17 protein-coding genes and 1 tRNA gene are annotated in these 18225 nt (G+C 71.7%); 12 read left to right on the forward strand and 6 right to left on the reverse strand.

Translation table 11 applies throughout. The annotated features are described in order from the left end of the window. Positions 1 to 118: 118 nt before the first annotated feature. Both ACWPXV_RS02305 and ACWPXV_RS02310 read right to left on the reverse strand, forming a co-directional pair. Positions 119 to 904, reverse strand: coding sequence for an ABC transporter permease (locus tag ACWPXV_RS02305; RefSeq protein ID WP_454083706.1), 786 nt, complete (start codon positions 902 to 904; stop codon positions 119 to 121). Next, a complete protein-coding gene (locus ACWPXV_RS02310) occupies positions 901 to 1797 on the reverse strand; it encodes an ATP-binding cassette domain-containing protein (protein WP_454083707.1) in 897 nt (298 codons plus the stop codon). The genes ACWPXV_RS02305 and ACWPXV_RS02310 overlap by 4 nt, the downstream gene beginning before the upstream one ends. Positions 1798 to 1927: 130 nt before the next feature. Between ACWPXV_RS02310 and ACWPXV_RS02315 the strand changes: the two genes are divergently transcribed. From ACWPXV_RS02315 to ACWPXV_RS02335, 5 genes are all read left to right on the forward strand, one after another. After that, positions 1928 to 3244: a sensor histidine kinase gene (locus ACWPXV_RS02315; RefSeq protein WP_454083708.1), complete on the forward strand. Its 1317-nt coding sequence runs from the start codon at positions 1928 to 1930 to the stop codon at positions 3242 to 3244. Further along, positions 3214 to 3903 (forward strand): response regulator, encoded by a 690-nt coding sequence (locus tag ACWPXV_RS02320; protein WP_454083709.1) that lies wholly within the window; start codon positions 3214 to 3216, stop codon positions 3901 to 3903. Before ACWPXV_RS02315 ends, ACWPXV_RS02320 begins: the two co-directional genes overlap by 31 nt. 52 nt (positions 3904 to 3955) lie before the next feature. Next, the gene (der, locus tag ACWPXV_RS02325; protein WP_454083888.1) at positions 3956 to 5437 is read left to right on the forward strand and encodes a ribosome biogenesis GTPase Der; all 1482 of its coding nucleotides are present in this window, start codon (positions 3956 to 3958) and stop codon (positions 5435 to 5437) included. Then, a complete protein-coding gene (locus ACWPXV_RS02330) occupies positions 5437 to 6465 on the forward strand; it encodes a hypothetical protein (protein ID WP_454083710.1) in 1029 nt (342 codons plus the stop codon). Before der ends, ACWPXV_RS02330 begins: the two co-directional genes overlap by 1 nt. 95 nt (positions 6466 to 6560) lie before the next feature. Beyond that, positions 6561 to 6634: transfer RNA gene (locus tag ACWPXV_RS02335), tRNA-Pro, on the forward strand. 190 nt (positions 6635 to 6824) lie between these two features. Here ACWPXV_RS02335 and ACWPXV_RS02340 read toward each other — a convergent pair. The 4 genes from ACWPXV_RS02340 to ACWPXV_RS02355 form a co-directional block, all read right to left on the reverse strand. Continuing rightward, positions 6825 to 7421, reverse strand: a complete 597-nt coding sequence (locus tag ACWPXV_RS02340) for a hypothetical protein (protein ID WP_454083711.1) — start codon at positions 7419 to 7421, stop codon at positions 6825 to 6827. 121 nt (positions 7422 to 7542) lie between these two features. Further along, the gene (locus ACWPXV_RS02345) at positions 7543 to 8352 is read right to left on the reverse strand and encodes an alpha/beta fold hydrolase (RefSeq protein WP_454083712.1); all 810 of its coding nucleotides are present in this window, start codon (positions 8350 to 8352) and stop codon (positions 7543 to 7545) included. A gap of 25 nt (positions 8353 to 8377) precedes the next feature. Further along, positions 8378 to 8941 carry a DJ-1/PfpI family protein gene (locus tag ACWPXV_RS02350; protein WP_454083713.1) on the reverse strand — a complete coding sequence of 188 codons (564 nt, stop codon included), beginning with the start codon at positions 8939 to 8941 and terminating at the stop codon, positions 8378 to 8380. A 115-nt stretch (positions 8942 to 9056) separates the two neighbouring features. Then, positions 9057 to 9803 carry a GntR family transcriptional regulator gene (locus ACWPXV_RS02355; protein ID WP_454083714.1) on the reverse strand — a complete coding sequence of 249 codons (747 nt, stop codon included), beginning with the start codon at positions 9801 to 9803 and terminating at the stop codon, positions 9057 to 9059. A 173-nt stretch (positions 9804 to 9976) separates the two neighbouring features. Between ACWPXV_RS02355 and ACWPXV_RS02360 the strand changes: the two genes are divergently transcribed. Genes ACWPXV_RS02360 through ACWPXV_RS02390 form a run of 7 tightly spaced genes read left to right on the forward strand, consistent with a single transcriptional unit; the run spans position 9977 to position 18219 of the window. Further along, positions 9977 to 11254: an iron-containing alcohol dehydrogenase gene (locus ACWPXV_RS02360; RefSeq protein ID WP_454083715.1), complete on the forward strand. Its 1278-nt coding sequence runs from the start codon at positions 9977 to 9979 to the stop codon at positions 11252 to 11254. Further along, a complete protein-coding gene (locus tag ACWPXV_RS02365) occupies positions 11251 to 12729 on the forward strand; it encodes an NAD-dependent succinate-semialdehyde dehydrogenase (RefSeq protein ID WP_454083716.1) in 1479 nt (492 codons plus the stop codon). The genes ACWPXV_RS02360 and ACWPXV_RS02365 overlap by 4 nt, the downstream gene beginning before the upstream one ends. 56 nt (positions 12730 to 12785) lie before the next feature. Beyond that, positions 12786 to 14222, forward strand: coding sequence for an extracellular solute-binding protein (locus tag ACWPXV_RS02370; RefSeq protein ID WP_454083717.1), 1437 nt, complete (start codon positions 12786 to 12788; stop codon positions 14220 to 14222). Position 14223: 1 nt separating this feature from the next. Beyond that, the gene (locus ACWPXV_RS02375; protein WP_454083718.1) at positions 14224 to 15168 is read left to right on the forward strand and encodes a carbohydrate ABC transporter permease; all 945 of its coding nucleotides are present in this window, start codon (positions 14224 to 14226) and stop codon (positions 15166 to 15168) included. Continuing rightward, on the forward strand, positions 15168 to 16079 hold the full coding sequence (locus ACWPXV_RS02380) for a carbohydrate ABC transporter permease (protein WP_454083719.1): 912 nt from the start codon (positions 15168 to 15170) through the stop codon (positions 16077 to 16079). The genes ACWPXV_RS02375 and ACWPXV_RS02380 overlap by 1 nt, the downstream gene beginning before the upstream one ends. Next, positions 16079 to 17143 carry an ABC transporter ATP-binding protein gene (locus tag ACWPXV_RS02385; protein WP_454083720.1) on the forward strand — a complete coding sequence of 355 codons (1065 nt, stop codon included), beginning with the start codon at positions 16079 to 16081 and terminating at the stop codon, positions 17141 to 17143. Before ACWPXV_RS02380 ends, ACWPXV_RS02385 begins: the two co-directional genes overlap by 1 nt. Then, entirely contained in the window at positions 17143 to 18219 is a 1077-nt protein-coding gene (locus ACWPXV_RS02390; protein WP_454083721.1) for an ABC transporter ATP-binding protein, read from the forward strand. Before ACWPXV_RS02385 ends, ACWPXV_RS02390 begins: the two co-directional genes overlap by 1 nt. Positions 18220 to 18225: the final 6 nt, after the last annotated feature.

An 18225-nucleotide genomic window follows, 5' to 3' on the forward strand; every position in this document is an offset into this window, starting at 1 on the left:
CCCGCGCCCCACCCCTCCGCGCCCGCACCCCTCCGCGCCGAGAGCTGACTTGTTACGGCCGATGGTCGGTAACAACTCAGCGCTCGGCGCGAGAGGGGCGGCGAGGAGCGCGGCGGGGCTAGCTGACGTCGCGGCGGGCGGTGCGCCAGAGGCCGACGACGAGGGGCAGCCCGATCCAGACGAGCGAGGACGTCGCGAGCTGGCCCCACGCCGCCGCCGTCATCTGGCCCTCCATGAGCGGGCCCATGGCGGAGTCGAGGCTGAGCCACTCGGCCGGGCGCTGCAGCGCGGAGACGAGCACGGTGAGCACGGTCCACACGGTCGGCAGCGCGAGGTAGGCGACGATCGCGATCGGCGTGCTCAGCAGCGCCAGCCCGAACGCGAGGCCCTGCGCGACGAGCAGCAGCAGCGCGAGGAGCATCCCGCCGAGCACGGACCACTCCATGGCCCACGAGCCGTCACCGTCGAGCGCGACCATCCCGACGACGTTGAACAGCGCCCCGGCCAGCAGCGCGGCGACCATGACGGCGAGCCCCAGCCCCAGGGCCGAGACCATCTTGGCGGCGTTGACCCGCGTGCGGCGCGGCTCGAGCGTGAAGGTCGTCAGCGCGGTGCGCTGGGACCACTCGCCGGTGGCGGCCATGATCCCGAGGAGGGGCAGGAGGAGCATCTGCGCGAGGGAGGAGGCCATGGTGAGCTCCTGCCAGGTGCGGTTCTCCGGCTCGCCGGTGAACAGGACGAGGGCGATGAGCCCGGCGTTGAACAGGACGATCACCGCGAGCAGCCACCGCCCGGCGCGGGTGTCGACCTGCTTGCGCAGCTCGACGAGCGCCAGGCGCGTGAAGGGGACGGCCGGGGGAGCGGTCCGGATGGATGCGGGGCGGGTGGCGGTGGTCGCGGTCATGCTGCGGTCTCCTCTCGCCCGTGCTGGGCGGTCGTGTCGAAGAACAGGTCCTCCAGGCCGGTGGCGGCCGTGGGACGCAGGTCGGTGAGGACGACGGCGGCGCCCAGGGCGGTCCGGCCGACCTCCTCCGCGGTGGCCGACGTCGTGAGCCCGGTTCCCGCGCGGGTCACCTCGTGCCCGGCGGCGGTGAGCGCGTGGGCGAGGGTCGCGTCGTCGAGGCTGCTCACCTGCGTGCCCGGGGTGGCGAGGAGCTCCTCGGCGCTGCCCTGGGCGAGGACGCGGCCGCTGCCGATGATGACGAGGTCGTCGGCGACGGCCTCGACCTCGCGCAGGAGGTGGGAGGACAGGAGCACGGTGCCGCCGTCGTCCGCGAAGCCGCGCAGCAGCGCCCGCATCCAGCGGATGCCGGCGGGGTCGAGGCCGTTGACGGGCTCGTCGAGGATGAGGACCTCCGGCTCGCCGAGGAGGGCGTGGGCCAGGCCGAGGCGCTGGCGCATGCCGAGGGAGTAGGTCCGCGTCCGTGCGCCGGCCTCGGAGGCGGTGAGGCCGACGGTCGTGAGGACCTCGTCCACCCGGCCCGGGCGCAGGCCCATGAGCCGCGCGGACAGGTGGAGGACCTCACGGCCGGTGCGCCCGGCGTGCTGGGCGGAGGCGTCGAGGAGGACGCCGACCCGGCGGCCGGGGTTGACGAGCTCGCGGAAGGTCGAGCCGAGGATGGTGGCGCGGCCCGACGTCGGCGTCGTGAGGTCGGTGAGCATGCGCATGGTGGTCGACTTGCCGGCGCCGTTGGGGCCGAGAAAGCCGGTGACCCTGCCGGGCCGGGCGGTGAAGGAGACGTCGTCGACGACGGCGCGGGTGCCGTATCTCCGGGTGAGGTGCTCTGCGGTGATCATGGGGACCACACTTGCGGCCGGCGACCGCGCGCGGATCGGCGGTCCGGCTCGGGCGGGTCAACCTTTCGGCTGACGACGGCGAGCCCGCGGGCGGACCGGGCGCACACCCGGCGTCCTTAGGCTGGGAGGCATGCACCCCGTGGCCCTCTCTCCGCCGGCCGCCCCCGTGCGGTGGGCGCCCCCGCAGGCTCCCGAGCGCCCTGTCGGGCCCCCGCCGTTGCGCCCCTGGTCGCGGATCTGGCGCTACCTCGCGGCGGCCGGTACGGGGATGGTGCTGTGGATCGCCGTCTCCGTCGACTTCATCGCGGTCGCCGAGGCCGACTCGTCCGACGCCGTCGTGGGCCGCGTCGGCGCGGCCCTGCTGCTCGACGGCGTGCTCGGCGTCGTCGCGCTGTGCCCGCTGCCGCTCCGGCGCCGCCACCCCGTCCTCACCGCGGTCCTCACCGGACTGTGCGGGATGGTGTCCGCGGCGTCACTGGGAGCCGCGGCTGTCGCGGCTGTGTCCGTCTCGACCTGGCGGCGGTGGCAGTGGGTGGTCCCGGTCATGGTGACGTGGGCGTGGTCGACCGTCGTCTACGAGCTGCTGTGGCGCCCGGCCATCCTCGACGAGGCCATGCCCACCGGTTACGCCACCCTGTCCGGAGGCTTCGCGATCGCCATGGCCGCCACGTGCGCGGCCACCGGCTACTACATCGGTGCCCGCCGCGAGCTGCTCGTCACGCTCCGGGTACGCGCGGAGACGGCCGAGCGGGAGCAGGTCCTCAAGGCGGACGCCGCCCGGGAGGCGGAGCGCACGCGGATCGCCCGCGAGATGCACGACGTCCTGGCCCACCGGATCTCCCTCGTGGCGATGCACGCCGGGGCCCTGGCCTACCGCACCGACCTCTCCCCGGAGGAGACCGCGGAGGCTGCCGGGGTCATCCAGAGCAGCGCGCACCTCGCCCTCACCGAACTGCGCGAGGTGCTCGGCGTGCTGCGCGCCGACGGTGGGGAGGTCAGCGTCGACGGCGCCCCGGCCGAGCCGCCGCAACCGCTCCTCACCCAGGTGCGTGAGCTCGTCGACGGCGCCCGCGTCCAGGTGGAGGCGGCGCTGGACCCGAGCGGCCTGCCCGGTGGGGACCTGCGCGCCGTCGCCGACCTCCCGGCGACCACCTCACGCACCGCCTACCGCGTCGTCCAGGAGGCGCTGACCAACGCGTGCAAGCACGCCCCGGGGAGCGACGTCGTCGTCCACCTCGCCGGCGGCGCGGGCGGGCTGCTCACCATCGAGGTCCACAACGGCCCGCCGGCCTGGGGCCGGCAGCTCCCGGCGGCGCCCGGGAGCGGTTTCGGGCTCGTCGGCCTGGCCGAGCGGGTCGAGCTGGCCGGGGGAGTGCTCGAGCACGTCGCCGGGCCGGACGGCTCCTTCACCGTGCGATGCTGGCTGCCGTGGGAGGAGAGCCGGTGAGCGCGTCGCGCGTGCGCGTCGTCGTCGTCGACGACGACGCCCTGGTCCGCACCGGCCTGCGGCTCATGCTCGGCGGGAGCGACGTCGTCGAGCTCGTGGGCGAGGCAGGCGACGGGCACGAAGGGCTCACCGTCGTCGAGCGGGAGCGGCCCGACGTCGTCCTCATGGACATCCGGATGCCCGGCCTGGACGGGCTCGCGGCGACTCGTCGGCTCACCGAGCGTGGCTCCAGTGCGCGCGTCATCGTCCTCACGACCTTCGACACCGACGAGATGGTGCTCACGGCCCTGCGTCACGGTGCGGCCGGCTTCCTCCTCAAGGACACCCCGCCCGCCCAGCTCGTCGACGCCGTCGTCCGGGTCGCCCGTGGGGAGCCGATGCTCTCCCCGAGCGTCACCGCCCAGGTCATCACGGCGGCCACCCGCACCCCCGACGACACCCGCGAGAAGCAGGCCCGCGAGCGGGTTTCCCGGCTCACCGACCGGGAACGGGAGGTGGCTGTCGCCATCGGACGAGGGCTGTCCAACGCCGAGATCGCCGCCGAGCTGTACCTCGGCCTGGCGACCGTCAAGACGCACATCGGGCGCCTGTTCACCAAGCTCGAGGCGGGCAACCGGGTGCAGATCGCGCTCTGCGTGCACGACGCCGGGCTCACCTGAGGGAAACGTCCCACGCGCGGCGGTTAGCGTGGAGCACCCCCGACACGCGACAATGGCGGGCGTGAGTGACACCGAGGACTTCCCGACCACCCCGGCCGACGACGAGCAGCGCGCCGCGGCCCTGCGCGCCGGCCTGTCCGACTACGTGCTGGACGAGGAGGACGCCGCCCTTCTCGCGTCCGCCGACGGCGCCCCCGCCGAGGACGGACCGGAGGCGCCGCTGCCGGTGCTCGCCGTCGTCGGCCGCCCGAACGTCGGCAAGTCGACGCTCGTCAACCGTGTCCTCGGCCGCCGCGAGGCCGTGGTCCAGGACGTCCCGGGTGTCACCCGCGACCGCGTCAGCTACCCCGCCGAGTGGGCCGGGCGCCGTTTCATGCTCGTCGACACCGGCGGCTGGGAGCACGACGCCGCCGGTCTCAACGCGCGCGTCGCCGAGCAGGCCGAGGTCGCCATCGCGATGGCCGACGCCGTGATGTTCATCGTCGACGCGACCGTCGGCCCCACGAGCACCGACGAGCAGGTCGTCCGGATGCTGCGGAAGTCCGGCAAGCCGGTCGTTCTCGTCGCGAACAAGGTCGACTCCCCGGTCCAGGAGTCCGACGCCTCCGCGCTGTGGTCCCTGGGCCTGGGCCAGCCGTGGTCGGTGTCTGCGCTCCACGGGCGCGGCTCGGGCGACGTGCTCGACGCCGCTATGGCCGTGCTGCCCGAGGTCTCCGGCGTCGCCTCGCCGCTCCCCGAGGGCGGGCCGCGCCGCGTGGCGCTCGTCGGGCGCCCGAACGTCGGCAAGTCCAGCCTCCTCAACGCCATCGCCGGGCGGGACCGCGTCGTCGTCGACTCCGTCGCCGGCACCACGCGCGACCCGGTCGACGAGCTCGTCCTCCTGGGCGACCGGCCATGGTGGCTCGTCGACACCGCCGGCATCCGCCGTCGCGTCCACCAGACCAAGGGCGCGGACTTCTACGCCTCCCTGCGCACGCAGGCCGCGCTGGAGAAGGCGGAGGTCGCCGTCGTCCTCATCGACTCCTCGGTCCCGCTGACCGAGCAGGACACCCGCGTCATCCAGCAGGTCATCGACGCCGGGCGCGCGCTCGTCATCGCCTACAACAAGTGGGACCTCATGGACGACGACCAGCGCCACCTCCTGGAGCGCGCGGTCGAGCAGGACCTCGTCCAGATCCAGTGGGCGCCGCGCGTCAACATCTCCGCCAAGACCCGCTGGCACGTCGACCGCCTCGTCAAGGCGCTCGACACCGCGCTGGGCGGCTGGGACACCCGCATCTCCACCGGCAAGCTCAACTCCTTCCTCGGTGAGCTCACCGCCGCGAACCCGCACCCGGTGCGCGGGGGTAAGCAGCCGCGCATCCTCTTCGCGACGCAGGCCGACAGCCGCCCGCCGCGCTTCGTCATCTTCGCGACCGGGTTCATCGAGCACGGCTACCGCCGCTTCATCGAGCGCAAGCTGCGCGAGAACTTCGGCTTCGTCGGCACGCCGATCGAGATCAGCGTGCGCGTCCGCGAGAAGCGCCGCCGCTGATGCCCGACGGCGCGGTGTCCCGCCGGCACGTCCTCCTGCGGTGGGGACTGCCCCGGGACCCGCGCGCCGGTGAGCACGTCCTCGGCTTCGTCCTGACGACGGTGGTGACGATCGTCGTCACCCGCGGCCTTCTCCAGCTCACCGGCTTCCCGCAGGTCGGTGGGGAGACGCTGCACGTGGCGCACGTGCTGTGGGGCGGGCTGTTCATGGCGCTGGCCATGGTGCTCGCGCTGTCGTTCGCGGGGCCGGTCATCCGGCCGCCGGCGGCCTTCCTCGGTGGCATCGGCTTCGGCCTGTTCATCGACGAGGTGGGTAAGTTCCTCACCAACGACAACGACTACTTCTTCCAGCCGGCGCCGATGATTATGTACGTCACGCTCGTCGTGCTCATCGTCCTCGCCGACGTGCTCCACGGGCGCCGCCCGCCGCACCCGAGCGAACAGCTCGCCGCCGCGGCGGACCACGCCGTCGCCGGGCTGGCGGGTGGGCTGAGCCCGCAGCGCCGGCAGGTGGCGCGCGAGCTGCTGCGGCAGGGGAGCGGTGGCCGCGGGGAGGCCGAGGTCGAGGCGCTGCTCGCTGCCGTCCCCGAGGACCACAGCGAGTTCCCCGACCCGATCGAGCTGGTCGCCCGCAAGATCCGCGGACTGCTCCGCGGCGTCGTGCGCGGCTCGTGGACGACGGCGGTCGCGGGTGCGTTCCTCGTCCTCGCCGTGGGTGGGGGCGTGGTCGTCATCCTCACCGCCGACCACGGCGCACCGAGCTGGTCCCTGTGGGCGGCGGCCGCGTCGTCGGTGCTGGTCGTCGCGGTGGCGGCGCGCGCGTGGACGCTCCTGGGCCGGGACCGCTACGACGCGTTCCAGTGGCTGCGGCGTGGCTTCACTCTGCAGCTGCTCGTCACCGTGGTGGGGCTCTACCGGATCGATCCGTGGCCCGCGACGGCCGTCATGGCGATCGCCCTGCTCGGGCTGGGCGTCGTCCAGGCCGAGAAGGTGCGTCTGGAGCAGACGGGGCAGGGCGCCGCCCACTGAGCCGGTGGACGTGACGCCGCGCACAGTGGCCTGTCGCAGTTTCGGTTCGGCCGCGTCTCTGGGGTAACCTTCTCTAGGTTCGTTCGCGAGCCAGACGGGCTGTGGCGCAGCTTGGTAGCGCACTTGACTGGGGGTCAAGGGGTCGCAGGTTCAAATCCTGTCAGCCCGACAGAATTGAGCAGGTCAGAGGCTTGATCGGGAGGTTCCGGTCGAGCCTCTTCTGCTATTCGGAATCAGCTCGGGCATCGACCGGGTGCCTGATTCGCGGTCAGCGGCTTCGAGTCACGGACTCCTGACCCGCCCTGGCAAACGTCCCATTCAGTCCGCACGATGACTGTGTCGCTGGGCGCTCGGGACACTCAACCGCGTATGCCGACCAGGGGTCGAAGCACGTCGGCAAACAGCCACAGAAGAAGCATCCACAGATAGCTGCCCGCGGCCGATACGACGAGAATGTGACAGGCCGAACGGCGCAGCTGCCAGCGCACGACTCTGGATCTACGCCGGCGCGGCGTGGGCACCGCGGACGTGGCGTGGACCCAGGCGTCTATGGCATCCGCCAGGTCCAGATACCGACGGTAGGGACGCAGGGCCTGAGGCAGCGACGAGCCGTACGCCGCAGATCCGATACTGCCGCCCCGACGCAGCTCCACCCCGACACCATCGTCGCCGTAGGCTCCTAGAACCTCGGCGGCAGGTACGGCCCGCTCGATGATGACGTCGACGAAGACGAGGTCGCGGTCGCGAACCGCGATGTGCGAGGTCGCAATCAGCAGGTGGAGCCAGACCCAGGTCGTGAGGCTGGTGCCCCAGAGCAGGAAGGACCGGCCGCCACCATCGATCGAGTCCGTCAGTGACACGAGCGTCGCGATCACGGCAAACACGCACAGCCCGCCGACTCCCACGAGACGAACTTCCAGCGGGGGAGGGCCGATCAGCCGTGTTCGCGCGTCCATGACCGGAGTATCGGCGAGACCACCGGTTTCATGACTCCTCTGGACACGTGAGCCACCGAGGCGCACCGCAGGCCTCGGACTTGGTGCTGCCCACTGTGTCTCCGGTACGCGGGCACGCCCATCAATGGTGCGAGAGGAAGTCCGACAGCAGGCGGTGGAACTCACGCGGGTGCTCGACCGCCGGCGCGTGCCCGCACCGCCCGAGGACGTGCAGGCGCACGTCGGCGAGGTGGTCGAGCAGGGGCAGGGCCGCCTGCCGGAGTGGCGTGACATGGTCCTGAGCACCGTGGACGAGCAGCACCGGCGCGCCGACGGCCGCAAGCGTCTGCTCCGACAGGGTGAGGTCCTGGGACCACCGGGCCCGGGGCGGCGGGAAGATCGTCGCGAAGGCAGCCTGGCCGGCCTGCATCGCCGCGGTGCGGGCCGCGACCGCCTGCTCCGTGACGAGCGCCTGGTCCAGCAGGAGGCGGCTCAGCATGTCGCGCGCGCCCTCCTCGGTGGCGGGGGCGGCCCACACCGCGTCGAGCTCGGCCGACAGCGGTGCCCCCGGCGCTCCCATGGTGGACACCGGCACGACGTGGGTGACCTGCTCGGGGCGCGTGGCCGCCAGCGCCAGGGCAACCGCACCGCCCATGGAGTGGCCGACGACGGCGTACGAGCGGTGCCCGAGGGCGTCCATTAGTCCAGCGGCCTGCTCGGTCCACACCCGCAGCCCGCCGCGGGAGCCCGGCGGCAGGGGAGTAGGGCCGAAGCCCGCATGGTCGGGAGCCACAAGGTGCCACGACTCCCCGAGCGCCTCGATGGTCGCCGCCCAGGCTCCGGACCCGGTGGTCCCGGGTCCGGAGCCGTGCAGGAGGAGCACCGCGGGTCCGGTGCCGCCCTGGACGACGTGGACGGGCGAGCCGTCGACGACGACGGTGCGCTCGTCCATCACCGGTCGCCGGCGGTCGCGTCCATCAGGCGTTGACGAGAGAGTTCGAGAAGAGCTCCATCATCGCCCGGCCGAACTGCGGCATGTCCGGCCAGCCCCGGCACGAGACGAGGTTGCCGTCGACGACGTCGGGCGCGTCGACGACCGTCGCGCCGGCATGCTCCATGTCGCGGGTGATGGGAGGGAAGCACGCGGTCCTGCGGCCCTTGAGCAGCCCGTAGTCCGCCGGCACCTGCGCGCCGTGGCACACGAGCGCGATCGGCAGATTGCGCGCGAAGAAGTGCTCGGTGATGCGCCGCACGTGGTCGTCCACCCGGATCCACCCGGGAGCGCGGCCCCCGGGGATGATGAGGCCGTCGTAGAGATCGACGTCGACGTCCTCCCACAGCACGTCGACCGGCAGCTTGCGGCCGGGCTTCTCGACGTACGCGTCGCAGCCCGGGTCGAACTCGTGGATGACGAGCTGGACGTCACGCATCGACTTGTTCGCGACGTCGACGTCCCATCCGCCCTCCTGTATCCGGTAGTAGGGGTACATCGTGTCCAGCTCCTCGGCGGCATCGCCGGTCAGGAGCAACGCTCTGGGCACCTTGGTTCTCCTCGCACTCAACGTTGGGTGTGGGGTGGTGCTCGGCCGAGTGGTCGAGCAGCCCGGATCCGATCCGATCGGATCCGATGCGTAAGGATCGCGCGTCGTCATCCTGTCAGTCAAGACCCCCTGTGGAGGACGTGTCCGCGGGCCGGGCGTCGTCGAAGAGGTGACGGAACCGGTCGCCCGAGAGCAGGATGTGCCGGCGCATGGCATAGGCGGCCTGGTCAGGGTCTCGCGCCGCGATCGCGGCGAGGATCTCGTCGTGCTCGCTCATCGCGAGGTTGGTGACCTGGGTGTCGTAGAGCAGCCGGAACAGGTGCACGTGCGTGTGCAGCCGGGCGAGCGCCTCGCGGACCAGCCGGTTCCCGCCGCTCTTCGCGACGAGGTCGTGGAAGGCCGCGTCCCGCAGACCGAAGGCGCCGTACGCCTGCGGCCCGTCGCCCTCCTCCAGCTGCGACATCTCCTCGAGCAGCCCGCGCAGCTCCGCGACCTGCGAGGCGGTCGCCCGTTCGGCCGCTCGGCGGGCTGCTGCCGGCTCCAGGAGCAGGCGGATCTCGAGCATGTCGTCGAAGCGCTCACGGGTGATCTGGGGCGGGATCCGGTAGCCGGCGTGAGGCACCCGGACGACCAGCCCGTCGGCCTCCATGCGGTTGAGCGCATCGCGGATCGGCGTCTGTGAGACCCCGAGCTCGCGCGCCAGGGCGTCGATCGTCACGCGGGAGTCCGGCACGATGCGCGACGACATGAGCTGACGCAGCAGCGTGTCGTACACCTCGTCGGCAAGTCGTCCGCGGGGGCGTCCGTTCAGCTGCGCGCCACTGAACCCGCGGTCCCGTCCGACCGTCGCTTCGTCGTCCACAGGGGTGTGCCCCTTTCCACCTCGTTGGGGAGCATGGTTGACAGCGACTGCTTCGCTGCTCCATGATCTCGGCAATCAGATCGTATAGGAAAAGCACAGCGGCTCTTCCTCCCGCATCGTCGCGTACCGGTCCCGCTGGCTCTCTCCTCCCAGAATCTATCCCTGGAGTCTCCATGAGCATGCTCGGTGTCCTGCGAGGGCCTCGACACGTGGTGTTCGGCGCCGGGCAGCGGCACGCCCTGGGCGCGCTGACCGCCGCTCTCGGCTCCCGCGCCCTCGTCTGCACCGACGCCCGCTTCGGTGCGACGGCGGAGTTCGCCGAGCTGGTCGGGCTGCTCGAGAGCGCCGGGGTCCAGGTGACGGTGTTCGACGAGGTGCTGCCGGACGTGCCGGTGCACCAGGTGAGCCAATGTGCCGAGCTCGTGCGGTACGCCGCCCCGGACGTCATCGTCGGGATGGGCGGTGGCAGCTGCATCGACCTCGCCAAGGCGGTGGCCGTGGTCCTCACGCACGGTGGTGAGCCGTCGGACTACTACGGCGAGCTGCGTGTCCCCGGTCCGGTGATACCGGTCGTGGCGCTGCCGACCACCGCCGGGACCGGGTCGGAGGTGACGCCCGTGGCCGTCCTCACCGATCCCGAGCGCGTGAGCAAGGTGGGGATCTCCAGCCCGCACCTCATTCCCCACACGGCCGTGTGCGACCCGGAGCTCACACTCGGCTGTCCGCCGGCCCTCACGGCGAGTGCGGGTGCTGACGCCCTGGCGCACGGCATCGAGGCCTTCACCGCGGTGCGCCGTCCGGTGACCACCGAGCTGGTGACCGAGCGCGTCTTCGTCGGCAAGAACGAGCTGACGGACTCCTACGCGCTGATGGCCGTCCGGCAGGTCGCGAGCAGCCTGCATCGCGCCTGGTCGGACCCGAGCGACATGGGTGCGCGCGAGGCGATGATGCTCGGGGCCACCGCGGGCGGCTTCGCCCTTGGCACGTCCGGCACGGCGGCGGCGCATGCGCTCCAGTACCCGGTCGGCGCCCTCACCCACACCCCGCACGGGATCGGGGTCGGCGTCCTGCTGCCCTACGTCATGGAGTTCAACCGTCCCACGCGGGTCACCGAGCTCGCCGCCGTCGCCGTGGCGATGGGCGCGTCCGCGGACGCCTCGGACGAGGACCTCGCCGACGAGGCGATCGACAGGGTCGCGGCCCTGCTCGCCTCGGTGGGGATCCCAGCCACCCTCGCGGACCTCGGTCTGCCAGCCGACCGGCTCCGCTGGACGGCCGAGCAGGCGCTGGGCGCCGCGCGGCTCGTCGCGAACAACCCGCGGCCGCTCGACGTCGACGCCCTGGAGCGGATCGTCCGCGCCGCGTACACCGGCGACCGCGCCGCCCTCCGAGAGACCACCACTCCAGCCTCGGCCTCGCCGGGCCTCACCACGACAGCAGGTGCCCGATGAGCATCACGATGCACGAGTCCATGCGCCCCGTCCTCGACGCCCTCGACGTCCCGACCGACCTCCTGGTGGCCGGCACGTGGCGCGGCGGCGCCGACGGCGGACGGATCGACGTCCGGGACCCCGCCTCGGGTACGGTGCTCGCCTCGGTCGCCGACGCCCGGATCCCCGACGCCGAGGCGGCGGTGGACGCCGCGGCTGCCGCGGCGGCCGGGTGGGCGGCCACGGCGCCCCGCGCCCGGGCCGAGCTGCTGCTGCGGGCCTTCACCCTCATGCACGAGCGGAGCGAGGAGCTCGCCCTGCTCATCAGCCTCGAGAACGGCAAGTCCCTGACGGACGCACGGTCCGAGGTGACCTACGCCGCCGAGTTCTTCCGCTGGTACGCGGAGGAGGGCGTGCGGCTGCGCGGCCAGGTGGGCCGCTCACCGAGCGGGGCCAACCGGCTCGTCGTCACGCACCAGCCCGTGGGCATCAGCGTGCTCATCACCCCGTGGAACTTCCCCGCGGCCATGGCCACCCGGAAGATCGCGCCGGCCCTGGCCGCCGGGTGCACCGCGATCCTCAAGCCGGCCACCGAGACCCCGCTGACGGCCCTTGCTGTCGCAGCCCTGCTGCAGGAGGCCGGGCTGCCGGCCGGTGTGCTCAACGTCGTCACGACCACCCAGCCCGGCCCCGTCGTCGGCACGATGCTCACCGACCCCCGGACGCGCATGCTCTCGTTCACCGGCTCGACGGAGGTGGGCCGCCGTCTGCTCCGCACCGCCGCAGACCAGGTCCTCAAGTGCGGGATGGAGCTCGGCGGCAACGCCCCCTTCGTCGTCCTCGCCGACGCCGACCTCGACGCGGCGGTCGAGGGCGCGATGGTCGCCAAGATGCGCAACGGGGGCCAGGCCTGCACCGCCGCCAACCGCTTCTTCGTGCAGGGCGCCGTCCACGACGCCTTCGTGGACGGCCTCGTCGCCCGGATGGCCGCGCTCAGGGTCGGGCCGGGCTCCGAGGAGAGCACCGAGTGCGGGCCGCTCATCAACGAGGACGCCGCCCGGAAGGTCGACGAGCTCGTGCAGGACGCACTCGCCCGTGGCGCTCGCGCCGTGCTGGGCGGCACACGGCCCGACGGTTCGGGCTGCTTCTACCCCCCGACGGTGCTCGTCGACGTACCGCCGGACGCCGGCGTCCTGCACGAGGAGATCTTCGGGCCGGTGGCCCCGGTGGTCCGCTTCGAGCAGGAGGAGGAGATGCTGGCGATGGTCAACGACAGCGAGTACGGCCTCGTCAGCTACCTCTACACCGGGGACCTCGGCCGTGGTCTGCGCCTCGCAGAAGGCATCGACAGCGGCATGGTCGGCCTCAACCGCGGGCTCGTCTCCGACCCCGCCGCGCCCTTCGGCGGCACCAAGCAGAGCGGCTTGGGACGCGAGGGGAGCACCGAGGGACTCCTCGAGTTCATGGAGACCCAGTACATCGCGACGTCCTGGTGACGCCGCCACAGCAGCAACGGATCCCAACCATCCCGATGCAGGAAGCAGGAGAACTGATGAGCAACGCACAGCGAGACCGACGGAGCTCTCGCCAGGGCCGCACGGTGAGGGCGGCGGCGGCGACCACGCTGGTCGTCCTCACGCTGGCGGCCTGCGGCGGTGGCGGCGACAACGACGCCGACGCGGACGACGGGAACGGGGACGCCGCCGGCCCGGCAGCGCCCGCGACGATCCCCGAGCTCACCGACGAGCCACTGGACCTCAGCTTCATCTGGTTCGACTGGCCCCCCGCCCAGCTGCTCGAGGACTTCGCGAACGCGGAGTACACCAAGGAGCGCCCGAACGTGACGATCAACGTCAACACCGTGCCGAACGCGAACTGGCACGACGCGATGTTCACGCAGTTCGCCGCGCGGCAGACCGACTTCGACATCGCGGTCCTCGACTCGCAGCACATCGGCGAGGCCGTGACGAACGGCAGCATCCTCGACATCACCGACTTCATCAACGAGAACATCGAGACCGACGCCTACGACCCCTACCTCCTGGCCGCCTACGGCCAGTACCCCCAGGCCGAGACGGGGCAGCGTGACGAGAACGCCAGCATGTACGGGCTGCCGCTGCTCGGTGACACCTGGACGATGATCTACCGCAAGGACCTCATCGGCGACGAGCCCCCCGAGACCTGGGACGAGATGATCGAGGTCGCCCGGCAGTGCCAGGAGGACAACCCCGGCGTCAGCGGGCTCGCCTTCCACCAGGCCAACGGCTCCGACGCCGCGGCGGTCACCTACAACACCGTCAACGCCCTGTACGGCGGCAACCTCTGGAACCGCGCGGAGGGCCAGATCGAGGGCGTCATCAACGACGAGGCCGGCCAGCGGGCGATGGACATCCTCGTCAACGACATGAAGCCGCTCACCGCACCGGGCTCCGGCAACTGGTTCATCGACGAGGTCAACGCGGCCGTCGCCCAGGGGACCGCGTGCATCGCGTTCAACTGGATCGCCGCGAGCGGTGGTCTGCTGGACCCGGCGCAGACGGTGCTCGGCGAGACGCGCGAGGAGATCCTCGAGAAGCTCGGGTTCGCCACGCTGCCGACGCAGGACACGGACCTCGTCCCCCTCGGCGGCATGGGGATGCACATCTCGGCCTACGCCCCCGACGAGCGGGTGGCCGAGGCGCTGAACTTCATGCGGTGGTTCGAGCAGGAGGACATCCAGAAGAAGTGGGCCGAGGCCGGCGGCGTGCCGTCGCGCACCGACGCCCTGGAGTCCCCCGAGTTCCTCGAGGCCGGACCGTTCAACCAGGTCTACGCCGACTCCGTCTCGCGCCAGCGCGACATGTGGAACGTGCCCGAGTACGCCCGCCTCATCGACATCGAGAACACCAACGTCAACGCGGCCCTCAACGGCGCCAAGGACCCGGAGACGGCGCTGAACGACATCGCCCGGGAGCAGCAGGCCGTGCTGGACGGCGACGGCGGGCTCTGACATGAGCACGACGACGTCGGCCGACGCCCCGGTGCAGGAGGCAGCGTCCCTGCCTCCTGCACCGGGTCGGGCCCCCCGCCTGCGTGACCGCGGACTCGCGCTGGCCTTCATCTCCCCGGCGATGCTGCTGCTGCTCGGGATGTCCGTCTTCCCGCTGCTGTGGGCGCTGTACCTGTCCTTCACGGACTACTCAGCCACGAGCAGCGTGCCCGGCGACTTCGTCGGGTTCGAGAACTACGCCGACGTCCTCACGTCGTCGGAGGTCCACACGCGAGCGGTGACGACGGCGCTCTTCGTGGCCGGTGCGGTGATCCTGCAGACCGTGCTGGGCTTCTCCATCGCCTACCTCATCTCGCGCCGGACACGCGGGCGCGGGCTGCTCACCACGCTGTTCCTCATCCCGATGATGCTCTCGCCCGTGGTCGTCGGTCTGTTCTGGCGCTTCATGCTCGACGCGCAGTTCGGGGTGGTCAACAGCATGCTCGTCTCGCTCGGCCTCGAGCCGGTGGAGTGGCTGACCCAGCAGCGGACGGCGCTGTTCTCCCTCATCCTCGTCGACACCTGGCAGTGGACGCCGTTCATCATGCTCATCGCGCTCGCCGGGCTCACGGCGGTGCCGAAGTACCTCTACGAGGCCGCGTCCATCGACCGCGCCTCGGAGTGGTTCCGGTTCCGCAACATCACCCTGCCGATGGTGTGGCCCCTGCTCCTCATCGCGGTGATGTTCCGTGCGATCGAGGCCTTCCGCCAGTTCGACCTCGTCTACGTCCTCACGAGCGGCGGACCAGGGGTCTCCACCGAGACGTTGTCCTTCCACGTCTACAAGGTCGCGTTCCTCGGGTTCCGCACCGGGACCGCCTCGGCCTACGGGATCCTCATGGTCATCGTCGTCATCGTGCTGGCGCAGCTCTACCTGCGCTACCTCAACAAGCTCAAGGAGGGCTGATGGCCATCTCCGTCGACGACGCCGTCCCCGGGCCCGTCACCCGCAGCTCGGCCCGCGCCCGCCGCGGGAGCACCGGCAGGGTCCGGTCCGCGATCGAGATCGTGCTCCTGGCCGTGCTCATCGGCTCCCTGCTCTTCCCGGTCGTGTGGATGCTCCAGACCTCCATCAAGACGGGCCAGGACATCTACGCCGTGCCGGCGAAGTTCTTCGGCTTCGACGTCACCCTGCAGCACTACAAGGACGTCTTCGTCGCAACCGGCGGAGGCCGCTCGGACCTGTCCGGGTCCTTCCTCAACTCGGTCATCGTGGCCGGGAGCTCGACCGCACTGGCGACCCTGCTCGGGGTCCCCGCGGCGTGGGCCTACTCGCGCTTCACGCTCAAGGCGAAGAAGGACCAGCTCTTCTTCATCCTGTCCACCCGGTTCATGCCGCCCGTCGTCGTCGTCATCCCGATCTTCCTCATGTACCGCGAGCTCGGGCTCATCGACACGAAGCTCGGTCTCGTCCTCGTCTACACGGCGTTCAACCTGCCGTTCACGATCTGGATGATGAAGGGCTTCGTGGACGAGGTGCCCTCGGAGTACGAGGACGCCGCGATGCTCGACGGCTACACCCGGCTGCAGGCCTTCCGGAAGTTCACCCTGCCCCTGCTCATCCCGGGCATCGCCGCGACGGCGGTGTTCGCGCTCATCTTCTCCTGGAACGAGTTCGTCTATGCCATCTTCCTCACGTCCAGCCAGGAGGTGCGGACGGCCCCACCGGCCATCGCCGGCCTCATCGGAGGCACGACGGTGAACTGGGGCCTGGTCGCCGCGTCGGCGGTCGTCTTCGCGCTGCCGGTCCTCATCTTCGCCTACCTGGTGCGCAAGCACCTCGTCGCCGGTGTGACCCTCGGGGCGGTGCGGCGCTGATGGCGGGCATCGAGGTCACCTCCCTGCACAAGCGGTACCCGGACGGGACCGTGGCGGTCGAGCACGTCGACCTGTCCATCGGTGACGGCGAGCTGTTCGTCATGCTCGGCCCGTCGGGCTGCGGCAAGACGACGACGCTGCGAGCCATGGCGGGGCTGGAGCGCCAGACGTCCGGCGACATCCACATCGGCGACACGCTGGTCAACGACCTGCCGCCCGCCGAGCGGGACATCGCCATGGTGTTCCAGTTCTACGCCCTCTACCCGCACCTCAAAACGCGGGACAACCTCGCCTTCCCCCTGCGTGCCGAGGGCATGCCCAAGGCGGAGATCCGCGAGCGGGTCGACGAGGCCGCCCGGATGATGCACCTCGGCCCGCTCCTGGACCGCAAGCCGCACCGGCTCTCCGGCGGTGAGCAGCAGCGGGTCGCCCTGGCCCGCGCCCTCGTGCGGCGCCCGCGCGCCTTCCTCATGGACGAGCCGCTCACCAACCTCGACGCCGAGCTGCGCGCCGAGACGCGGACCGAGATCAAGCACCTGCAGGCCCAGCTCGGCACGACGATGGTCTACGTCACGCACGACCAGGTCGAGGCGATGTCGCTCGGGCACCGCATCGCCATCCTCAACAAGGGTCGGGTGGAGCAGGTCGGGACGCCGCTGGAGGTCTACGACCGTCCGGCCAGCCTGTTCTGCGCCGCCTTCATCGGCTCCCCGCCGATGAACCTCTTCGAGGTCGAGGTGGCGGACGGTGCGCTGCGGACCCCCGGTGGTCTCGCGCTCGCCCCACCGCCCGGGCTGCGGCGCGACCGCCCGCTCGTGGCCGGCGTGCGGCCCGAGGCGCTGGAGGTCACCCCGGCCGGGGAGGACGGGACGGTCCCGGGACGCGTGGTGTCGGTCGAGGTCCTGGGCGACGAGATCATCTACGTCGTCGCGAGCGGGGACAGGGACATCCGCGTCCGGATGCCCCCGACCACCCGCTTCGCGGCCGAGGCCCCGGTGGGCCTGCGGCACACCGGCGGGACCCCGCCGGTCTACGACTCGAGCACGGAAGAGCTGGTGGCCTGATGGGAACGGTTGCTGCCTACGGGCTGCGCAAGGCCTTCGGAGAGGTGCAGGCGCTCGACGACGTGACGCTGGAGGTGCCCGACGGCTCCTTCTTCGTCGTGCTCGGCCCCTCCGGTGCGGGCAAGACGACGACGCTGCGGGCGATCGCGGGGCTGGAGAAGCTCGACGCCGGCTCGGTGCACCTCGACGGGAGGGACGCGACCGGTGACACCCCGGCCGCGCGCGACCTGGCGATGGTGTTCCAGAGCTACGCCCTCTACCCGCGCAAGACGGTCTTCGAGAACATCGCCTCGCCACTGCGCGCCCGCAGCGCCTCGGCGGACGAGATCGCCACCGCGGTCACGGAGGTCTCCGGACTCCTGCACATCGAGCGGCTCCTCAAGCGGAAGCCCGGCCAGCTCTCGGGCGGAGAGATGCAGCGCGTCGCCCTGGCCCGGGCGCTGGTCCGCAACCCGCGCGCGTTCCTCATGGACGAGCCCCTGACGAACCTCGACCTCAAGCTCCGGGTCGAGATGCGCACCGAGCTCACCCGGATCCACCGCAGCCTCGGCGGGACCTTCGTCTACGTCACCAACGACCAGGTCGAGGCGCTGTCCATGGCCGACCAGGTCGCGGTGCTCCGCGAGGGCACGGTGCAGCAGGTCGGGACCCCGACGGAGGTGTACGACCGCCCGGCGAACCAGTGGGTCGCCGCCTTCGTCGGGAGCCCGCGCATCAGCCTGCTCGCCTGCCACGCGCAGGGGGACCGGCTCGTCGGTGCGGAGGGCTGGACGCTGCCACGGCCGCGGTGGACGACGGCGGAGGACGGCCGACCGCTGCTGCTCGGCGTGCGCGCCGAGGACCTGTCGGTCGAGTCGCGCGGTGACGCGGCGCTCGGCGGTGAGCTCTACGGACTCGAGCCGCTCGGTGACCGCACCGTGGTCGACGTCAAGGTTGGCAAGGAGATGCTCAAGGTCAAGGCACGGCCGACCGTCACCGGCACGCCCGGCCAGCGCATGTCCGTCACCGTCGACCTGGACCGTGCCCACCTCTTCGACGCGGACACCGGCCTGGCGCTGTCGGCGGTGGGCCGGTAGGGGGCC

It is taken from the genome of Georgenia sp. Marseille-Q6866 (genome assembly GCF_965111665.1).